This window comes from Winogradskyella flava (assembly GCF_014243395.1).
Lineage (GTDB): Bacteria > Bacteroidota > Bacteroidia > Flavobacteriales > Flavobacteriaceae > Winogradskyella > Winogradskyella flava.
The window spans coordinates 1,117,600-1,135,056 of record NZ_JACLCP010000001.1; the positions used below are offsets into that span (position 1 = coordinate 1,117,600).

Annotated in this window: 13 protein-coding genes and 1 tRNA gene; 10 read left to right on the forward strand and 4 right to left on the reverse strand. The window is 34.8% G+C overall.

What is annotated here, in order from left to right; all coding sequences use genetic code 11:
• Positions 1-263 precede the first annotated feature (263 nt).
• Both H7F21_RS04940 and H7F21_RS04945 read right to left on the reverse strand, forming a co-directional pair.
• Entirely contained in the window at positions 264-1,313 is a 1,050-nt protein-coding gene (locus H7F21_RS04940; protein WP_185788102.1) for a hypothetical protein, read from the reverse strand.
• 186 nt (positions 1,314-1,499) lie between these two features.
• Positions 1,500-1,575 (reverse strand) — tRNA-Phe (locus tag H7F21_RS04945).
• Positions 1,576-1,677: 102 nt separating this feature from the next.
• On the opposite strand from H7F21_RS04945, the gene H7F21_RS04950 reads away from it, so the two are divergent.
• From H7F21_RS04950 to H7F21_RS04980, 7 genes are all read left to right on the forward strand, one after another.
• Positions 1,678-2,406 (forward strand): type III pantothenate kinase, encoded by a 729-nt coding sequence (locus H7F21_RS04950; protein ID WP_185788103.1) that lies wholly within the window; start codon positions 1,678-1,680, stop codon positions 2,404-2,406.
• On the forward strand, positions 2,406-3,728 hold the full coding sequence (gene bamG / locus H7F21_RS04955) for a BamG family beta-barrel-assembly machinery protein (RefSeq protein ID WP_185788104.1): 1,323 nt from the start codon (positions 2,406-2,408) through the stop codon (positions 3,726-3,728). Before H7F21_RS04950 ends, bamG begins: the two co-directional genes overlap by 1 nt.
• Positions 3,729-3,744: 16 nt before the next feature.
• A complete protein-coding gene (locus H7F21_RS04960; RefSeq protein WP_185788105.1) occupies positions 3,745-5,109 on the forward strand; it encodes a hypothetical protein in 1,365 nt (454 codons plus the stop codon).
• On the forward strand, positions 5,109-5,663 hold the full coding sequence (gene lptC / locus H7F21_RS04965) for an LPS export ABC transporter periplasmic protein LptC (protein ID WP_185788106.1): 555 nt from the start codon (positions 5,109-5,111) through the stop codon (positions 5,661-5,663). The genes H7F21_RS04960 and lptC overlap by 1 nt, the downstream gene beginning before the upstream one ends.
• A gap of 31 nt (positions 5,664-5,694) precedes the next feature.
• On the forward strand, positions 5,695-5,886 hold the full coding sequence (locus H7F21_RS04970; RefSeq protein WP_185788107.1) for a hypothetical protein: 192 nt from the start codon (positions 5,695-5,697) through the stop codon (positions 5,884-5,886).
• 3 nt (positions 5,887-5,889) lie between these two features.
• Positions 5,890-7,176 carry a hemolysin family protein gene (locus H7F21_RS04975; protein WP_185788108.1) on the forward strand — a complete coding sequence of 429 codons (1,287 nt, stop codon included), beginning with the start codon at positions 5,890-5,892 and terminating at the stop codon, positions 7,174-7,176.
• A 93-nt stretch (positions 7,177-7,269) separates the two neighbouring features.
• Positions 7,270-9,414 (forward strand): peptidylprolyl isomerase, encoded by a 2,145-nt coding sequence (locus H7F21_RS04980; protein WP_185788109.1) that lies wholly within the window; start codon positions 7,270-7,272, stop codon positions 9,412-9,414.
• A 50-nt stretch (positions 9,415-9,464) separates the two neighbouring features.
• Here H7F21_RS04980 and H7F21_RS04985 read toward each other — a convergent pair whose 3' ends face one another.
• The gene (locus H7F21_RS04985; protein WP_185788110.1) at positions 9,465-10,406 is read right to left on the reverse strand and encodes a GYDIA family GHMP kinase; all 942 of its coding nucleotides are present in this window, start codon (positions 10,404-10,406) and stop codon (positions 9,465-9,467) included.
• A complete protein-coding gene (locus tag H7F21_RS04990) occupies positions 10,407-11,708 on the reverse strand; it encodes a hydroxymethylglutaryl-CoA reductase, degradative (RefSeq protein ID WP_185788111.1) in 1,302 nt (433 codons plus the stop codon).
• A gap of 148 nt (positions 11,709-11,856) precedes the next feature.
• Here H7F21_RS04990 and H7F21_RS04995 point away from each other — a divergent pair, with 148 nt between their 5' ends.
• The 3 genes from H7F21_RS04995 to H7F21_RS05005 all read left to right on the forward strand — a co-directional run bounded on the left by H7F21_RS04995 (position 11,857) and on the right by H7F21_RS05005 (position 17,385).
• The gene (locus H7F21_RS04995) at positions 11,857-14,088 is read left to right on the forward strand and encodes a S9 family peptidase (protein ID WP_185788112.1); all 2,232 of its coding nucleotides are present in this window, start codon (positions 11,857-11,859) and stop codon (positions 14,086-14,088) included.
• A 28-nt stretch (positions 14,089-14,116) separates the two neighbouring features.
• A complete protein-coding gene (locus H7F21_RS05000) occupies positions 14,117-15,508 on the forward strand; it encodes a peptide MFS transporter (RefSeq protein WP_185788113.1) in 1,392 nt (463 codons plus the stop codon).
• A gap of 62 nt (positions 15,509-15,570) precedes the next feature.
• Positions 15,571-17,385 carry a peptide MFS transporter gene (locus H7F21_RS05005; RefSeq protein WP_185788114.1) on the forward strand — a complete coding sequence of 605 codons (1,815 nt, stop codon included), beginning with the start codon at positions 15,571-15,573 and terminating at the stop codon, positions 17,383-17,385.
• The last annotated feature ends 72 nt before the right edge of the window (positions 17,386-17,457 follow it).

Genomic DNA, 17,457 nt, shown 5'->3' on the forward strand with positions numbered 1-17,457 from the left:
TTTGTGCGGCAATTTTTATTTAAAGTCTAAATTAGTTGATAGCGCATCTATTTACTGTAACATCGGAAGTGTTAATCTAAACTCAATTATGTGAAGAGTATTTTAAATTATTCATTTTCAATGACTTGCGCATGAATAATTATGATGTTCAAAGAATATTATTTTTTGGTTTTTTTGTTGAAAATATATGTAGTGCTACGTGAAAAAGAAAAAGGCATGTTTTTTTTAAAACATGCCTTTAATAACGATATAAGATTTAAGAATTAACCTCCCGTTGTTTCAACAGGACATAATTGTCCACCAGATAATGTGGTTCCTGAAACAATTTCTAAACCGGGAATAAATAATCCAGGACCGATAACTTCGGAACAGTCCGTCGCTAGTATATCTACTTGTTCACCATCTACAAATAGTACAATACTGTCACTAAAGGTGCCATCTGTATTATTACCAGTCACAGTAAATTCTTCATTGACTTGTAGTGTGTTTTCGAAGATAAGCTGACCATCTGAAGTTTCAATTCTTACGATGGCTTGTGGTGAAAATCCCACGTATTCAAACATTAATTGCGTGATATTACTATCACAATCTACGCAGTTCTCTTCCGTTTCTAATTCAAGTGAGATATTATCAATAGCACCAGAGCTATTCATAATTATTTCCATAAATGCAACACCAGAAGTATTTTCTAGGTCTACTTTCACTTTAGAATTATTACCTCCAGGTGTGATTTCTTTACTAAGAAGGATATTGCCATCTAAGTCGTATAACGCAACAACCGTTGGATTCGAAGATTCTTCAATGTCTAAGATATCGAAAGTATGCAGTGTTACATTCGCATTAGCGCTAAAGTCAAAATAGAAGCTTGCTCCAACTTCAAAGATATCATCTGGGTCATTTGAGTCGAGATCTTCCGATAGGATTAGAACATTGCCTAATGCAGTATCATTACTAGCTCCTCCATTTCCTATTCCAGGTCCACCGTAACTCTCATTGGGAGTGCCAATATCGTAATCTCCTCCAGTCGGATTTGAAGAATCGAAGATCATGGCAGCATTACTATTTGGAAACGCCATTGTTATACCAGCAACTTGAGCATTTTCAAAGGGATCTGTTATAGATATTTCGGACACAATATCACCCGGATTAAATTGTTCAAAATCAATGATAAAGCTTTCGGTAGTTGAAAATTGTGCTGTAGTTACATAAGCATAAAAAATCTGTTGCTCAACTTCTGGACTAACATCTGGGTCAGTTTCACAAGAAAAGACGAAGCACAGGAGTGCTAATAAAGTAAAAGATAACTTTTTCATGGTAGATTAAGTTTTAAAAGATTTGGTCTAAGAAAATTAGAAAAAAAACTATCCTTAAAACATTTTTTAACTTAAAAACCGTTGAATAACGTATTTTGTAATTTATTTCTTACTTTAAATTACATGTTATCCTTGTCTTCATGCTTTAAAACCAAAAAACCTGATTCATACGAATCAGGTTTTTGATGGTGGTGCCTCCAGGAATCGAACCAGGGACACAAGGATTTTCAGTCCTTTGCTCTACCAACTGAGCTAAGGCACCAGTTGCTTAATTAAGCGGATGCAAATATAAATTCATTTTTAGTATTACCAAAAAGAAAATTGTAAAATTTGATTTTATAAATTTGCATAATTGCAAAAGCTTATGAATCTAATTGTAGATGTTGGTAATACCTTTGTGAAGTTTGCTGTTTTTGACAATGATCGATTGACTCACAAAACAAGCTTTGAACTTTCAGAATTTAAAAAACAGTATAAGAATTTAAAAAAAGTCTTTACTGAATTAAATAACTGTATCATCTCATCTGTTGGCAAATTATCTAAAACACAGACCGATATCATTGATAAGGATTTAAATGTTCTTCAGCTGAATCATAGTTTAAAATTACCATTTCAGAATCTTTATAAAACTCCTAAAACGCTTGGTGTGGATCGAATTGCATTGGTCAGTGCTTCAGTAAATCAGTTTCCCAATAATAACGTATTAGTTATTGATGCAGGAACTTGCATAACCTACGATTTTGTTACAGATAGGAATGAATACCTGGGAGGAGCAATTTCCCCTGGGATCAGGTTGCGCTACCACGCACTTCATAATTTAACAGCCAATCTTCCGTTATTAGAAAAAGACCAACCTAAGACAATTACAGGTAACTCCACGGAATCCTCAATACATTCTGGTGTTATTATAGGTGTTATTAAGGAAATTGATGGTGTAATTGACCAATATAATAAGAATCATCAAGATTTAACAGTTATTTTAACAGGTGGTGATGCCAAATTTTTGTCAGACCAATTAAAAAATAGCATATTTGCGAATTCAAATTTCCTATTAGAAGGTTTGAATTTCATACTAGATTTTAATTCAAAATAATGATAAAACGTCTCATTGTAATTTGTATTGCAATTATAGGTTCTTGTGCTTATGCCCAGACAGGAACGGCCTCGCCATATTCATTTTACGGAATAGGTGACCTTAAATTTAAAGGAACAGTAGAAAACAGAAGCATGGGAGGCATCAGCGTTTATTTAGACAGTATCCATGTTAATCTTAGAAATCCAGCATCATATGTTAGTAAAAATATAGCAGCTGATCCTTTTGATGGGGAAAGCAGACCAGTCAAGTTTACTGTTGCAGGTACCATGTCTGATGTGAAATTAAAAAGTAACTCCGGAGATGCCAATACTAACAGTTCCACATTCGACTATTTAGCATTATCTGTTCCAGTAGGTAGATTTGGATTTGGATTTGGCCTATTACCATACACCTCTGTTGGTTACAAAATAGATGATGCTAATGAGAATAATGATTTGATAGGTCTTTTTAATGGTGAAGGTGGAATTAACAAGGTGTTTGCTGGCTTTGGTTATCAGATTTCAGATAAGTTAAGTGCAGGTTTGGACATAAGTTATAACTTCGGTAATATCCAGAATCAGGCCATTGAGATAAAATATACGCCAGAGGGAGAATTGGTGCAATACCAAACTCGAGAAAATAATAGATCGGATTTAAGTGGTGTAAACTTTAATTTTGGATTGGCTTACAAGACAATGATTAATGATCAACTAGAATTATCAGCTACAGCAACTTACGCACCCGGGAGCACGCTGACTTCTGATAATGAAAGGTCTTTTTCTACAGTGTCATTAGATGGTGGAACATTCCAAGTGGCTCGAGTATGGCAAACACAAGATGTAGATTTAGCTTCGCAGAATTTAGAAAATACAGAATTAACTTTACCATCTAGATTATCATTTGGCGCAGGACTGGGTAAACCAAAATCCTGGTTTGTTGGTGCAGAGTATACCTTACAAAATACAGGTGATTTTTCTAATCCTGTTTTTAGAAATAATAATTCATCTTTCGAAGATGCATCCCAGATTTCGGTGGGAGGCTTTTATATTCCTAGGTATAATGCATTTTCAGGCTATTTTAAGCGTGTAGTCTACAGAGCCGGTTTTAACTTTGCGAATACAGGTTTAGTCATAAATGATGAGTCAATTAATGAGTTTGGCATATCTTTTGGTTTAGGTTTACCAGTTGGAGATCGAAGACTCTTTTCTAACGCCAATGTTGGCTTTGAAATTGGAAAACGAGGTACGACTGACAAAAATTTAATTCAGGAGAATTTTATAAACTTTAACTTAAGTTTATCTTTGAACTCTCGATGGTTTAGACAAAGGAAGTATGACTAACAAAAATTATAAAAACATGAAGACGAGATTTACATTACTGTTACTAGCATTTTTTGCAAGTATTAACATTAGTTTTGCTCAGCAAGATGAGGAATGTATGAATAACCTATCAATATTTGATAGTTATGTGAAGAGCAAAAAATATGATGACGCTTATGGTCCATGGAAGATTGTACGCGAGAAGTGTCCAAAATTCAATAGAGCAATCTATGCACATGGTGAAAAGATTTTAAATCATAAAATTGAAAATTCTACAGGAGCAGATCAAGTAGCGCATATTAAGGACTTAATGAAGCTTCATGATGAAAGTAGAGAGCATTTTCCTTCTAAATATGATTTGGCTGAAGTAATGGTAGATAAGGCAAACCTTATGTACAAATACAAGAAAGAATTAAACATGTCTCTTGAAGAGGATTATAAAATGTTTGATGAGGCCTTTAATAAGGACAAGGAGAATTTTACAAATGCGAAAGGGCTATATACTTATTTTTCTCTTGCGGTAGATTTATTTGACGCTGGTAAACTGCCTGCACAAAAAATGTTTGATAAGTATGATGATGTTTTGGAGGTCATAGAGAATATAGTTGGAAAGAATACAATTGGACTTAACAAATTAGTGCAAAAAGAGGAATCTGGAGGAACTTTAACTAAAAAGGAGTCAAGACAGAAAAAATATTACGAGTCTAGTATTAAGGCCTTTGAAGATCAGGTTATCCCTAGTATGGATAAGAAGTTAGGAGATAGAGCTACATGTGAAGTGTTAGTGCCATTATATCAAAAAAATTACGAAGAGAACAAAAACGATGGTGTTTGGCTACAACGTGCTATGAACCGTATGTATGCCAAAGGATGTAAGGAAGATCCTTTATTCTTAAAGCTTGTAGAGCAAAAGAATAGTATAGAACCTAGTGCAGATACAGCGTTTTATCTTTATTTATTAACTGGAGAGCAAAAGTATTTTGACCAAACAGTACAACTAGAAACAGATCCATTAAAAAAAGCGAAGCTTTATAAAAAGTTGGCGCAAGAGCTTAAAGCTAAAGGAAGCTATAGTAAAGCTAGACAGTACTATATGGATGCAGTAAAGCTAAATCCATCTGACGGTTCACCTTATTTGCAAATTGCAAATATGTATGCCAAGAGCGCTAATAATTGTGGGGACTCTAACTTTAATAAGAGAGCTGTGTTTTGGTTAGCAGCTTTAGAAGCTGAAAAAGCAGGTCGAGTAGATGGTCGCTTAAAATCTGCAGCCGCAAAGACAGCGGCGAGTTATAGAGCTAGTGCACCTTCCAAGTCAGATATATTTACCGAAGGTAATGCCGGACAGACAATAAAAGTTGGATGCTGGATTGGACGCTCGGTTAAAGTACCTAGTATTTAGTGAGAATAAAACATTCACATATAATTAAAAACTTAGTCACAGCCCTTGCTGTGACTTTGTTTTTTGGATGTGAAAATAATTTTGATGATGTTCAAAAAGTTGGTGTTCTGCAGAATCAACCCGTCGGTGAAGCCGAGAACATAGATTTAAAATATACCGAATTAGAGAAAGACACTGTCCATCTGTTGGCTAATCTTATTAGTCCTAAGATGTTGGACTATTCGAATAGAGACTTTTCGTTTAGGGAATTTCCTGAGGGCATTTTGCTTAAGCTTTATGATGAAGACGATAACTTAACCACCATTCGGTCAAAGTATGCCATCTTTTATACAGCAACAAATGTCATAGACCTCAGAGATAACGTTACCATTAAAACCCACAAGAATGAAACTTTGGTCACCGATCAATTGTATTATAACGAAAAACTAGAATGGGTTTTTACCAATGAACCATGGGTATATGGAACATTGCATGGTATAGGCTTCGATGCCGATAAAGATTTCAAGAACTTTCAAATGTTAGAAATGGGTGGCGATTTCGAACTTGATAATTAACTATCTTTGTACCCTAAACTTTGCATACCTCATGAAAATTCTTCAATTCTTTCAATATGCCTATCTTATCATAGCTGTATTGTTTCTTTATAAAGCTATTTCTGAATGGAGTACCGATAGAAATGGTGCTTATATGAGCCTGTTTTTTGCAGCACTTGCCATATTTATGTTCTTTTTTAGAAAGCGATTCAGAAAAAAGTTTGAAGACCGCAATAAACAGTAGTTTATGACTGTAGACATAGTCATAATTGTAACTATGCTTTTGCTTTCAGCCTTTTTTTCGGGTATGGAGATCGCCTATGTATCTTCTAACAAAATTCATATTGAACTTGAAAAAAAGCAAGATGATTTTTTTGGTAGAATCTTAACAAGATTAACGGCTAAGCCCTCAAAATATATTGCCACTATGCTTATTGGCAACAATATTGCTTTGGTTATTTATGGGCTTAAAATGGGTGATGTACTAATCAGGTGGTTCCAAGCTATTACTACGGAAAATGTCTTTTTTACTAGTTTGCTTACGGATTTTCAATTGTTAACACAAACCGTCATTTCGACTTTGGTTATATTGATAACGGCTGAATTTTTACCTAAGGTGTTTTTTCAAATTTATGCGAATACTTTAATGAAGGTGTTGGCGCTACCAACCTATATTTTTTATATCATGTTTAATTGGATTTCCGATTTTGTGCTTTGGATTTCTGATGCTATTTTAAAAAACGTGTTTAAGGCCAAAGGCGAAGATGTGGCATTAGCAATGACTAAGGTAGAACTTGGTAATTATATCAGTGAGCAAATGGAATCCGTAGAAGATCATGACGACGTGGATAGCGAAATTCAAATATTCCAGAATGCTTTGGAATTTTCTGATGTAAAGGCAAGAGAGGTTATGGTGCCTCGAACAGAGATAACCGCTGTGGATATTTCAGAATCCATAGAAAATTTAAGGCAACTATTCATTGATACAGGTAGAACAAAAATCATCGTTTATAAGAACAATGTTGATGATATTTTAGGTTATGTTCACGCTTTTGAATTGTTTAAAAAACCGAAAAATATCAGGTCCATAATTATCCCTGTGAGCTTTGTGCCAGAAACTATTCTTATAAAAGATGTTCTCAATATTTTAACAAAGAAAAGACAGAGTATAGCCATTGTCATTGACGAATATGGAGGGACGTCAGGCATCATGACTGTTGAAGATATCATAGAAGAACTATTTGGAGAAATCGAAGATGAACATGATACACTGGAAATGACCGAAGAGCAGGTTGGTGAAAATACTTATAGATTCTCAGCGCGCTTAGAGGTGGATTATATTAATGAGACTTATAAATTAAATCTTCCTGAAAGTGAAACCTATGAAACTTTAGGCGGGTTGATCGTTAATGAGACAGAAGGTATTCCAGAGGAAAATGAAGATGTAATGGTAGCTCAATTTAAGTTTACTATTGAGGAGGTGTCATCTACAAAAATAGATGTAGTCTTGCTTAAGATTCTAGAAGTGGACTAATAGCAATAATAGCATATAAAAACCGAACTTCTCCTTTTATAATTTGCTAGAAAATACTATTTTCGCAGCCTTATTTATATCAAACGATAGACTATGGCAATTTTAAATAAAATTAGACAGCGTTCATTAATCCTAATATTGGTAATAGCATTGGCATTATTTGCATTTGTTATTCAAGGTGTAATTGATAATCCAAATGCATTTTCCAATACACAGGGTGTCGTGGCTACTGTGAATGGACAGGACATTGATAGAGTTGACTTTCAACAGAAAGTGAAAAACTATCAAGATCGAGTGGGTGGAAGAGTGACCTCTACACAAGCTATGAATACAATTTACAGTCAAGAACTCCGCAAGATTGTTATGGAGAATGAGTATGAAGCTTTAGGATTGTCTGTTGAGAAAGATGAAATGCGTAATTTATTGAAAAACAGCTTTCAGTCTTATCCAGAGTTTCAAGATGAAAACGGAAACTTCGATGTTAATCGTCTAAATGCCTTTATTGTCAATTTGAAAGACCTCAAGGGTGATACTGCACCATTAGGGAATTTTTTGGTAAACTATGAAAGCTGGGCTAATAACGAACAGACTATTGCTTCTAATGCCATACAGCAAACTTATTATAATATGATAAAAGCTGGTGTGGGAGCTACAATTGCAGAAGCTAAAGATGAGTATTTAGCTGATGCTAAAACTGCTGATATTCGTTATGTGCAAGTTCCATACACATCTATAGCAGATAGTTTGGTAGAAGTATCAAAGTCTGATGTTAAGGCTTACATGAAAGCGCACGAAGATAAGTTTAAGGCAGACGCTAGTAGGGAAGTGGTTTATGTTGAGTTTAAGGAAGAAGCTTCTAAAGCAGATGAAGATGATATCATAGCAAGTCTATTGAAACTTAAGACAGATCAACCTTTATATAATGAAAGTAGTAAAAACATGGATACCATTCCTGGTTTTGATTCTGCGGCAGACATTGAAGAGTTCATTAATTCAAATTCTGATATTAAATACAACGATTCATTTTTAAGGTCAGCAGAATTATCAGCTACGGTAAAAGATAGTTTGATGAATCTGGAAATAGGTGAATACTATGGTCCATATAAAGATGGTGAGTATTTTAAACTTTCCAAAATGATTGCTGTGAAGCAACTACCAGATTCTGTTAAGGTAAGACATATATTAGTGCCTTATATTGGAGGACAAAGAGCTGATGCATCGGTGACTAAAACTCCAGAACAAGCAAAAGCAACTGCAGATAGCATCTTAGCAAAAATAAAAAGTGGCACTAAGTTTATGGATTTGTTGGAGTTATCTTCTGATAAAGTCAGTAATGAAAAGGATGGTGAGATTGAGTTTGCTTACAATGCTGGTATGGCTCCGGAATTTAAAGCCTTTTCTCTTGAAAATAAGGTAGGCGATGTGGATGTCGTAGGAACGTCTTTTGGATATCACGTTATTGAAATATTAGAACAAAAAAGTGTTAACAATGCATATAAGATTGGCACATTAGCTAGAAAGATAGAACCATCGGATCAAACACTTCAGGATGTGTTCAATAAAATGTCGAAGTTTGAAATTGCCGCGAAAGATGGGGAATTCACTGAATTGGCTAAAGAGCGAGAGTTAACCGCAAAACCAATTACATTTAAAGAATTAGATGAGAATATTCCTGGTCTAGGAAGTCAACGTCAAGTAGTACGTTGGGCTTTTGAGGAAGATACTGATGTTGGAGACTATAAAAACTTCCCTGTTTCTGGTTTTGGATTTATCGTAGCCAAGGTTGTTGAAAAGAATGACGAGGGAATGATGAGTGTTGAAGATGCTTCTGTTATTGCTGCTCCTGAAATTAGAAAAGAGAAAAAAGCAACAATGATTCGCGAAAAAATTAAGGCAAATACATTAGACGATATTGCCAAGAATCAAGGTCAAACTGTGAGAACAGCTGCGGCTTTAACTTTAAAAAATACAACATTGTCTGGTGCAGGTGCAGAGCCAAAGGTTATTGGTACAGCATTTGGTTTAGGTCAAGGGGAATCTTCACAACTTATTGACGGTGAAAAAGGTGTGTATATGATTGAAGTAACTAAGGTAACTGAGGCCACAGAGTTGGATAATTATACATCGATAATGAATCGTTTAAATACAACGATTAGAAATTCGGTTCAGACTAAAGTGTACCAAGCTTTAGAAAAAGCTGCAGATATTGAAGATAATAGAGCAAAAACGGTTTACTAGTCGTTAGATAATAAAAAATGAAAAGGCTTTACAGAAATGTAAGGCCTTTTTTAGTTTAAGGCCATATCCTTATAGGGAAAAACAGTGCCGAAACCTTTAGTGCTAAAATAAGTAGTTGGATCGGTTTCTGAAGTCGCTAAAACAAAATCCCCTCCCCAAGCACCAAGGCTTTTTATTTCACCATTAAAATCGTTGAATAGTCTAGATTTTATGGTCTCTTGTTCAATCAAATTTGAAATTAATGCTTCATGCGCTTCCAAAAGAGTATCAAACTCAGAAAGTGTTTGGCAAGTAATTATCGATTCGGTTAATGTATTTATACGTCCTATGATTTTATCATCAACTTTATTAAGCGTCTTATAGGCCTTAATACCATCTCTGCTATTTTGTTTTTGGTTGAGGTAAACAAAATAAAGATGATCTTTAAAATGAGGGTTAAATTGGACGGATTCTACGATTGGACTTTTAGTGTTTTTAAGTTGATAAGTTATGGGCGTATTATTTTGGGCACACGCAATATCATAACCACTGCCTCCAAAAGTCTTTTCTAAAAGTTGATAGGCATCAACATTTGCCCAATTTGCAATGTTATTTATTAAAGTTGATGATGTCCCTAATCCCCATTTTCGATTAAAATCTTGACGGGTTATAATAGTATAACCTTGGTTCGAAATCAAAAACTTAGGATTTAAATCTTTTGCAGCATTTAGTATTTGTATCAGTCTATCAGAAATAAAGTTGTCATTCTGAACTTCTGTACTGAGTGGAGTCGAAGTATGTTTCGGAATCTCATCACAATGAAGTTTAAATTTTTCCTCAAACCAAACAGTACCCAATTCATCATGACTTTTCCAATGAATGTTATTGTTATCGTTCCTTTCAACGGTTAAGCTTTGCCCATATTTGGTTGGAATAGCTAAAGCCTTTGCGCCATCTAAAACCACGTATTCTCCTGTAAGCAGTAGCTTTCCATTACTTCTAAAGGTTTTCATTTAGTTTCTCAGGTTTTCAATGGCTTCAACAACAGCACTGTGCGTGACTACATTGGTTTTAAAATGCTCCACTAGCTTTGTTTTTTCATCTTGGGTAGCTTCAAATTGATTGAGAATATTCATCAGGTGCATTTTCATATGTCCTTCTTGAATTCCAGTAGTGGTCAAGGATTTTACTGCACCGAAATTCTGGGCCAATCCGGCAACAGCAACAATTTGCATCAAATCTTTCGCTGTGGGTCTTTTTAGCATTTCAAGCGAAAATTTCACTAAAGGATGTAGACTTGTTAGACCACCTACGGTTCCTAGTGCGAGTGGAATTTCAATCCAAAATTTAAAGACCTCATCGTCAATAGAGCAATGCGTTAAACTAGAATACTTTCCATCTCTTGCGGCATAGGCATGTACACCTGCCTCCACAGCCCTAAAGTCATTGCCAGTTGCCAGAACCACAGCATCAATTCCATTCATTATGCCTTTGTTATGTGTTACGGCTCTGTAAGGTTCAGTTTCTGCGATGCTAATGGCTTGCTTAAATTTTTGAGCGAACAATTCAGGATTAGAAATATCCTTGCTTTTTAATTCGGAAATTTCACAAGATACTTCTGCTCTTACCAAACAATTTGGCACATAATTGGAGAGGATACTCATCACAATTTCTAAATCATCCTTTAAATGTGTTTCAGCTTCTATTTTAAATGTCTTTGCGAATTGCTCAAGACATGAATTGATAAAATTTGCACCCATAGCATCAAGCGTTTCAAACGTTGCATGCAATTGATAGTAGTTGTCTAAATCTTTAGACTTATTTTTTAGTTCAATATTTAGAATACCTCCACCCCGTCGTTCCATATTCTTGGTAATTTCTGAAGTAGAAGCAATTAATTTTGATTTTACACTTTCAAAAAATGATTTAAGTTTTTCAAAATTGCCATTGTACATAAAATGAACCTGGCCAATTTTTTCAGTAGAAATCACTTCGGCTTTAAAGCCACCTCTATCCAACCAAAATTTTGCCGCTTTGCTAGCTGCTGCTACTACAGAACTTTCTTCGATAGCCATAGGTATCGTATATAGCTCGCTATTTATTGAGAAATTTGGAGCAACGCCTAATGGTAAATAGTAATTGGTAATGGTGTTCTCAATAAACTCATCATGAAGCTTTTGCAGCTTCTCGTTAGAATTCCAATACTGTTTCACAAGGTCACGTGCAGTGTCTTTATTGTCAAAATAAGTCTCTAAAAGCCACTCAATCTTTTTAGATTTAGAAAGTTTGGAAAAGCCAGAAATAGCGTTTGGCATAGGTTAATCAGTTTTAGAAAGCAAAGATACTTAGATTGGCATAAATTGTGTGCATTATCAATGGTTATTGCCGATTTACTGTTAATAATCACTGTTTTTTGCATAATTTTTAGTAAACTTGGCATTGCTTTATTGAAATAGAAAATTTATGAAATTGAGACACGTCATTGCCATTATTGGATTTTTAACTACCTCCTTAATTTATTGTCAAAACAAGCAAATCTCCCTCGAAGATATCTGGAATGGGGAATTTCGAACAGAAAGAATGCAAGCTTTGCATTCCATGAAAAACGGTAAACAGTATTCAGTCTTAAATTTTGATAGAAGTACAAGAACTTCAACAATAGATATTTACGACTACAAAACCTTAGAAAAAGTAAAAACCTTGGTTTCTTCTGCCGATATTGAAGATATTCAAGGTTTTTTTGATTACACCTTTAGTGAAGATGAATCCAAAGTCATCCTAACCACCAACGAAGTACCCGTATTTAGACGTTCGCGTTTAGGTGAATACTATGTTTATGATATTGAAAGTAAAGAATTAACCAAGGTATCCGATGATTTGGTTCAAGAACCAACATTGTCTCCTGATGCCAAAAAAATAGCTTACGGTTTTGAAAATAACCTTTATGTCAAAGATCTAAGTTCTGGAAAAATAGAACAAATTACAACAGATGGCTTAAAGAACAAGATAATCAATGGTATTACCGATTGGGTTTACGAAGAGGAATTTAGTTTTGTAAGGGCTTTTGATTGGAACGCCAATAGTGATCAAATTGCTTTTATCCGTTTTGATGAGACTGATGTACCTGAGTTCTCTATGGATGTCTTCGGATCTGGTCTATACCAAACACAACAAGTATTTAAGTATCCAAAAGCAGGGGAAACCAACTCAAAAGTATCCTTGCATTTATATGATTTGAAATCTAAAAATGTATCAGCTTTAAAAGTCGATAAAGCCTATGAAGACTTCTATATTCCAAGAATAAAATGGACCAAAGATCCTAGTGTTTTGAGTGCGCAATATATGAATCGCCACCAAAATGAATTAGACCTTTGGATGATTAATACGCAATCCATGACTTCAGATTTGGTTTTGGCTGAAAAAGACAAAGCCTATATCGATGTCACTTTCAACCTAACGTTTTTAAAAGATAATAGCTTTATTTGGACGAGTGAAAAAGATGGTTACAATCATATTTACCATTATGCTAAAGATGGTAAATTGATCAATCAAGTGACGAAAGGCAATTGGGAAGTGACCAATTATTATGGTTTTAATGAAAAAGCAAATGCTATCTACTACCAATCTGTTGAAAATGGTTCAATCAATAGAGATGTCTATACCATTAAATTGAACGGTAAGGGCAAAAAGAGACTTACGAAATCTGAAGGTACCAACAGTGCTTCATTTAGTGCTGATTTCTCTTATTTTATTAATACACACTCAAGTGCAACATCGCCACCAGAATATACCTTACATAACGCAAAGTCTGGAGACCTGGTAAAAGGGATAAAGGATAATGATAAATTAGCTCAAAAGGTTGGGGACTTTGTGACTTCTAAAAAAGAGTTTAGTACTATAAATATCAACGGCAACGATTTGAATATGTGGATGATTAAGCCAGCAAATTTTGATGAATCCAAGGAATATCCACTGTTTATGTATCAATATTCTGGACCAGGTTCGCAACAAGTAGCCAATCGTTGGAATGGCACTAATGACTACTGGTATCAAATGTTAGCGCAGCAAGGCTATATTGTAGCATGTGTGGATGGAAGGGGAACAGGGTTTAAAGGTGCTGACTTTAAGAAAGTCACTCAAAATGAATTAGGAAAATACGAAGTAGAAGACCAAATAGCTGCAGCTAAAAAATTAGGAGCCTTACCCTATATCGATGAATCTCGAATAGGAATTTGGGGTTGGAGTTATGGTGGTTTTATGAGTAGTAATGCCCTTTTTAAAGGTAATGATGTGTTTAAAATGGCAATTGCAGTTGCTCCAGTAACAAGCTGGAGGTTTTATGATACTATTTACACCGAACGCTATATGACCACGCCACAAGAAAACCCAAGTGGCTATGATGAAAATTCACCAATAAATCATGTGGATAAATTAAAAGGAGATTTCCTGTTGATTCATGGGTCTGGTGATGATAATGTGCATCTACAAAACACCATGCGAATGGTTGAAGCATTGATTCAGGCAGATAAGCAATTCGAATGGATGGTATATCCTGACAAGAATCATGGCATTTACGGAGGAAATACAAGGCTACATTTATATAAAAAGATGACCAACTTTATCAATGAGACTTTAGGTGATAAGTTGGAAAAGAATGAAGAAGAAGAACAAGAAACAACTAAGATAAAAGGCTAACTAACAATAACTAACTAAAATAGATCATATGTCAACAGCAATTAAACAACCACATGAAAAGGAACTTTTTGGGCATCCAGTAGGATTATATGTGCTTTTCTTTACAGAAATGTGGGAGCGTTTCTCATATTATGGGATGAGAGCATTATTAGTGCTATACTTAACATCCAAGACTACAGATGTAAACCCAGGTGTTGGGTGGACTCAGGGTGAAGCTTTGGCCCTTTACGGATGGTATACTGCGTTGGTTTATATAATGTCCATTCCAGGAGGAATTTTAGCTGATAAGTTTTTGGGGCAAAAAAAATCTGTTATTCTTGGAGCAATACTTTTAGTTATAGGACATAGTGTTTTAGCCATAGAGGCTATGTGGGCTTTTTATACAGGTTTAGCTTTTATTATTCTTGGAGTAGGCTGTTTAAAACCTAATATTTCTACTATGGTAGGTGGGCTTTACAAAAAAGGTGATGTTAGAAGAGATAAAGGGTTTACAATATTTTACATAGGTATAAACATTGGTGCTTTCCTATCTGGATTAGTAGTAGGTTATGTAGGTGAGGTTCATGGGTGGCATTATGGATTCGGATTGGCAGGAATATTAATGGTGTTGGGCTTAATTCAATTTTTAGCTGGGCAAAAATATCTTGTGCATGTTGGAAATTACTTAGGTAAATCTGATAAGGTAGAAGATCAAGAAGCATACAAAAGACCACTTAACAAAATTGAGAAAGATAGAGTAATCGTATTATTGATCTCATTCTTATTAATTATAGCATTTTTTGCAGCTTTTGAACAGGCCGGAGGCTTAATGAACATTTATGCTAAAGAGAAGACTAATAGAATGCTAATGGGATGGGAAGTGCCAGCAACTTGGTTCCAGTCGTTAAATTCCTTTTTTATAATAACTCTAGGCGTTGGGATAGCAGCATTTTGGGCTAAACGTAAATTAAAGGGGACTGAAGCATCCTCTTTGTTTAAGATGATAATTGGTTTGGGTATTACAGGTATAGGATTCTTATTTATGTCAGCAGCAGCCTCAGAATACGATAATGCAGGAACATCTGCTATGTATTGGTTGGTCTTGGCTTATTTATTTCATACCATCGGAGAGTTATGTTTATCGCCAGTGTCATTATCTTTTGTTACAAAACTAGCTCCAGCAAAATATGCATCTATTATGATGGGAATTTATTTCGCTACTACAGGATTAGGAAATAAAGCTGCGGGTTTACTTGGTGAATCTTCATCAGTATTTGGTGAGTTTAAAGTGTTTACAGGAATAGCTATTTTTTGCATTGGTTTTGCTGCTTTGGTATTTATCTTCTTTAAGAAATTGAAAGTGCTTACTCATGGTGCTGAAGATAATGAAGTTGATTATAGTACTAAAGAAGCTGAAGGTTTCGAATTAGCAGATAATTAATCTTATTATAGCCCTTGTTTTAACTAAACAAGGGTTTCTCTTTTCTAACTAAACTAACTATTATGAATACAGAATCTTCTACAGATCATTTTTTTGAGCATCCTGTTTTGGGTCACCCTTCGGGCTTATTTGTCCTCTTTTTTACAGAAATGTGGGAGCGTTTCTCTTATTACGGTATGCGTGCGCTTTTAGTGCTATTTTTTACGGCTTCTATAATGGATGAAGGATGGGGTTGGCCTAGAGAACATGCTATGGCTTTGTTCGGAACTTATACGGGCTTAGTCTATTTATCGACTATGTTAGGAGGATATTTTGCTGATAAAAAGATTGGTTATCGCTATGCCGTGGCTGTTGGGGCTTTATTAATGACTTTAGGACATGCTTGTATGGCCTTAGAGACACAGTTCTTTATTTATCTAGGATTAACATTTCTAGTGTTTGGAAGTGGTTTTTTTAAGCCCAATATGACTTCGATTATTTCAGAAATGTATAAAAACCATGAAAAGAAAAAGGATGGAGCTTATACCATTTTTTATATGGGAGTCAATGCTGGTGCATTTCTTGGTATTTTACTGTGTGGTTACTTGGGTGAAAAAGTAGGGTGGAGTATAGGGTTTGGGTTAGCAGGAATATTTATGCTTTTTGGTTTATTGCAATTTTGGTTCTCTCAAAATATTTTTGGAGATATTGGTTTGAAACCAACTGCAGAGTCTAAAGCTGCACAGTTGCAAGATGACACTGATAAACGTAATCCTTTCTCTAAATGGCAATTAGTGCTAATCGCAGTTTCAAGTTTGTTAGGTTTGGCTTGGTTAATAAATTCTCCAGCCTCTAAAATTTCTGGAGGAGACTTTAATATATTCGATTTTGAAATTTTAGGTCTTGGTGGTAACGATTTTGCAATTTTATCAGCACTGCTGATTTTTATTTTTCTACTAATATATCGCTTGACAAAGTATTCTAAAATTACTCGAGATAAAATGATTGCTATTGCATTTTTCTCATTTCTAATTATATTCTTTTGGGCAGTGTTTGAGCAATCGCCAGGAACACTTACAATTTTTGCCAATGATTATACAAATAGGGTTTTGACAGGTAATGCTAGTCTAACGTTTTTGATAGTAAATACATTAGTCTGTGTTGTACCTTTGGTTATTATTAACTGGGTATTACTGCAATTGTTTAAGAGAACATTTAGACAATATTCCTTAGCAAATATTATCCTCTCAGTAAGTTTTGTTATGATTTGGGCGATAACACTCTGGATGTTAATCAATGAATGGTATCAGGCTGGATTTTTATCATTGTCTGATGGTTTTAGAGAGTCATTAATGATTGAGAAAAACACAACACCACTAACAGAAGTGCCAGCATCTTGGTTCGGAATATTAAATTCATTATTTATTATCACGTTTGCTCCATTGTTTTCAAGATGGTGGGAGAGTAAGTATAATCCAACGGCTAATATGAAATATGCAATAGGACTATTTTTATTAGGTTTAGGAATGGCTTGTGTGGCCTTTGGCGCAAGTGGTATTGAAGCAGGTGCAAAAACAGCTTCTGTAAGTATGATTTGGTTAATATTGGTCTACTTATTTCATACATTAGGAGAATTGTGTATTTCGCCAGTAGCACTGTCTTTGGTAAGCAAACTATCACCAGCTAGAATGATAGCTTTTATGTTTGGTGTTTATTATTTAGCAGTTGCAATAGGAATGAAACTTGCTGGAATATTTGGCGAAAATGTTGATAAGATTGCAAATGAGAATGGTATAAGCTATTTCTTCTGGATGCTTACCATTATTTCATTAGTATTGGCCGTATTTGCCTTAGTCATGCAACCTGTTATTAAAAAATTAATGCACGGTGTACGCTAGTAAAACCGTTAAAATAACATAAAAATGCTCCTTAAAAGGAGCATTTTTTGTAAGTTAGGCACAAGAATTGCA

Coding starts and splice junctions, on each gene's coding strand:
- H7F21_RS04940 (WP_185788102.1), bottom strand. CDS start 1,313: ATGAAAAAGTTATCTTTTACTTTATTAGCACTCCTGTGCTTCGTCTTT.
- H7F21_RS04950 (WP_185788103.1), top strand. CDS start 1,678: ATGAATCTAATTGTAGATGTTGGTAATACCTTTGTGAAGTTTGCTGTT.
- bamG (WP_185788104.1), top strand. CDS start 2,406: ATGATAAAACGTCTCATTGTAATTTGTATTGCAATTATAGGTTCTTGT.
- H7F21_RS04960 (WP_185788105.1), top strand. CDS start 3,745: ATGAAGACGAGATTTACATTACTGTTACTAGCATTTTTTGCAAGTATT.
- H7F21_RS04970 (WP_185788107.1), top strand. CDS start 5,695: ATGAAAATTCTTCAATTCTTTCAATATGCCTATCTTATCATAGCTGTA.
- H7F21_RS04975 (WP_185788108.1), top strand. CDS start 5,890: ATGACTGTAGACATAGTCATAATTGTAACTATGCTTTTGCTTTCAGCC.
- H7F21_RS04980 (WP_185788109.1), top strand. CDS start 7,270: ATGGCAATTTTAAATAAAATTAGACAGCGTTCATTAATCCTAATATTG.
- H7F21_RS04985 (WP_185788110.1), bottom strand. CDS start 10,406: ATGAAAACCTTTAGAAGTAATGGAAAGCTACTGCTTACAGGAGAATAC.
- H7F21_RS04990 (WP_185788111.1), bottom strand. CDS start 11,708: ATGCCAAACGCTATTTCTGGCTTTTCCAAACTTTCTAAATCTAAAAAG.
- H7F21_RS04995 (WP_185788112.1), top strand. CDS start 11,857: ATGAAATTGAGACACGTCATTGCCATTATTGGATTTTTAACTACCTCC.
- H7F21_RS05000 (WP_185788113.1), top strand. CDS start 14,117: ATGTCAACAGCAATTAAACAACCACATGAAAAGGAACTTTTTGGGCAT.
- H7F21_RS05005 (WP_185788114.1), top strand. CDS start 15,571: ATGAATACAGAATCTTCTACAGATCATTTTTTTGAGCATCCTGTTTTG.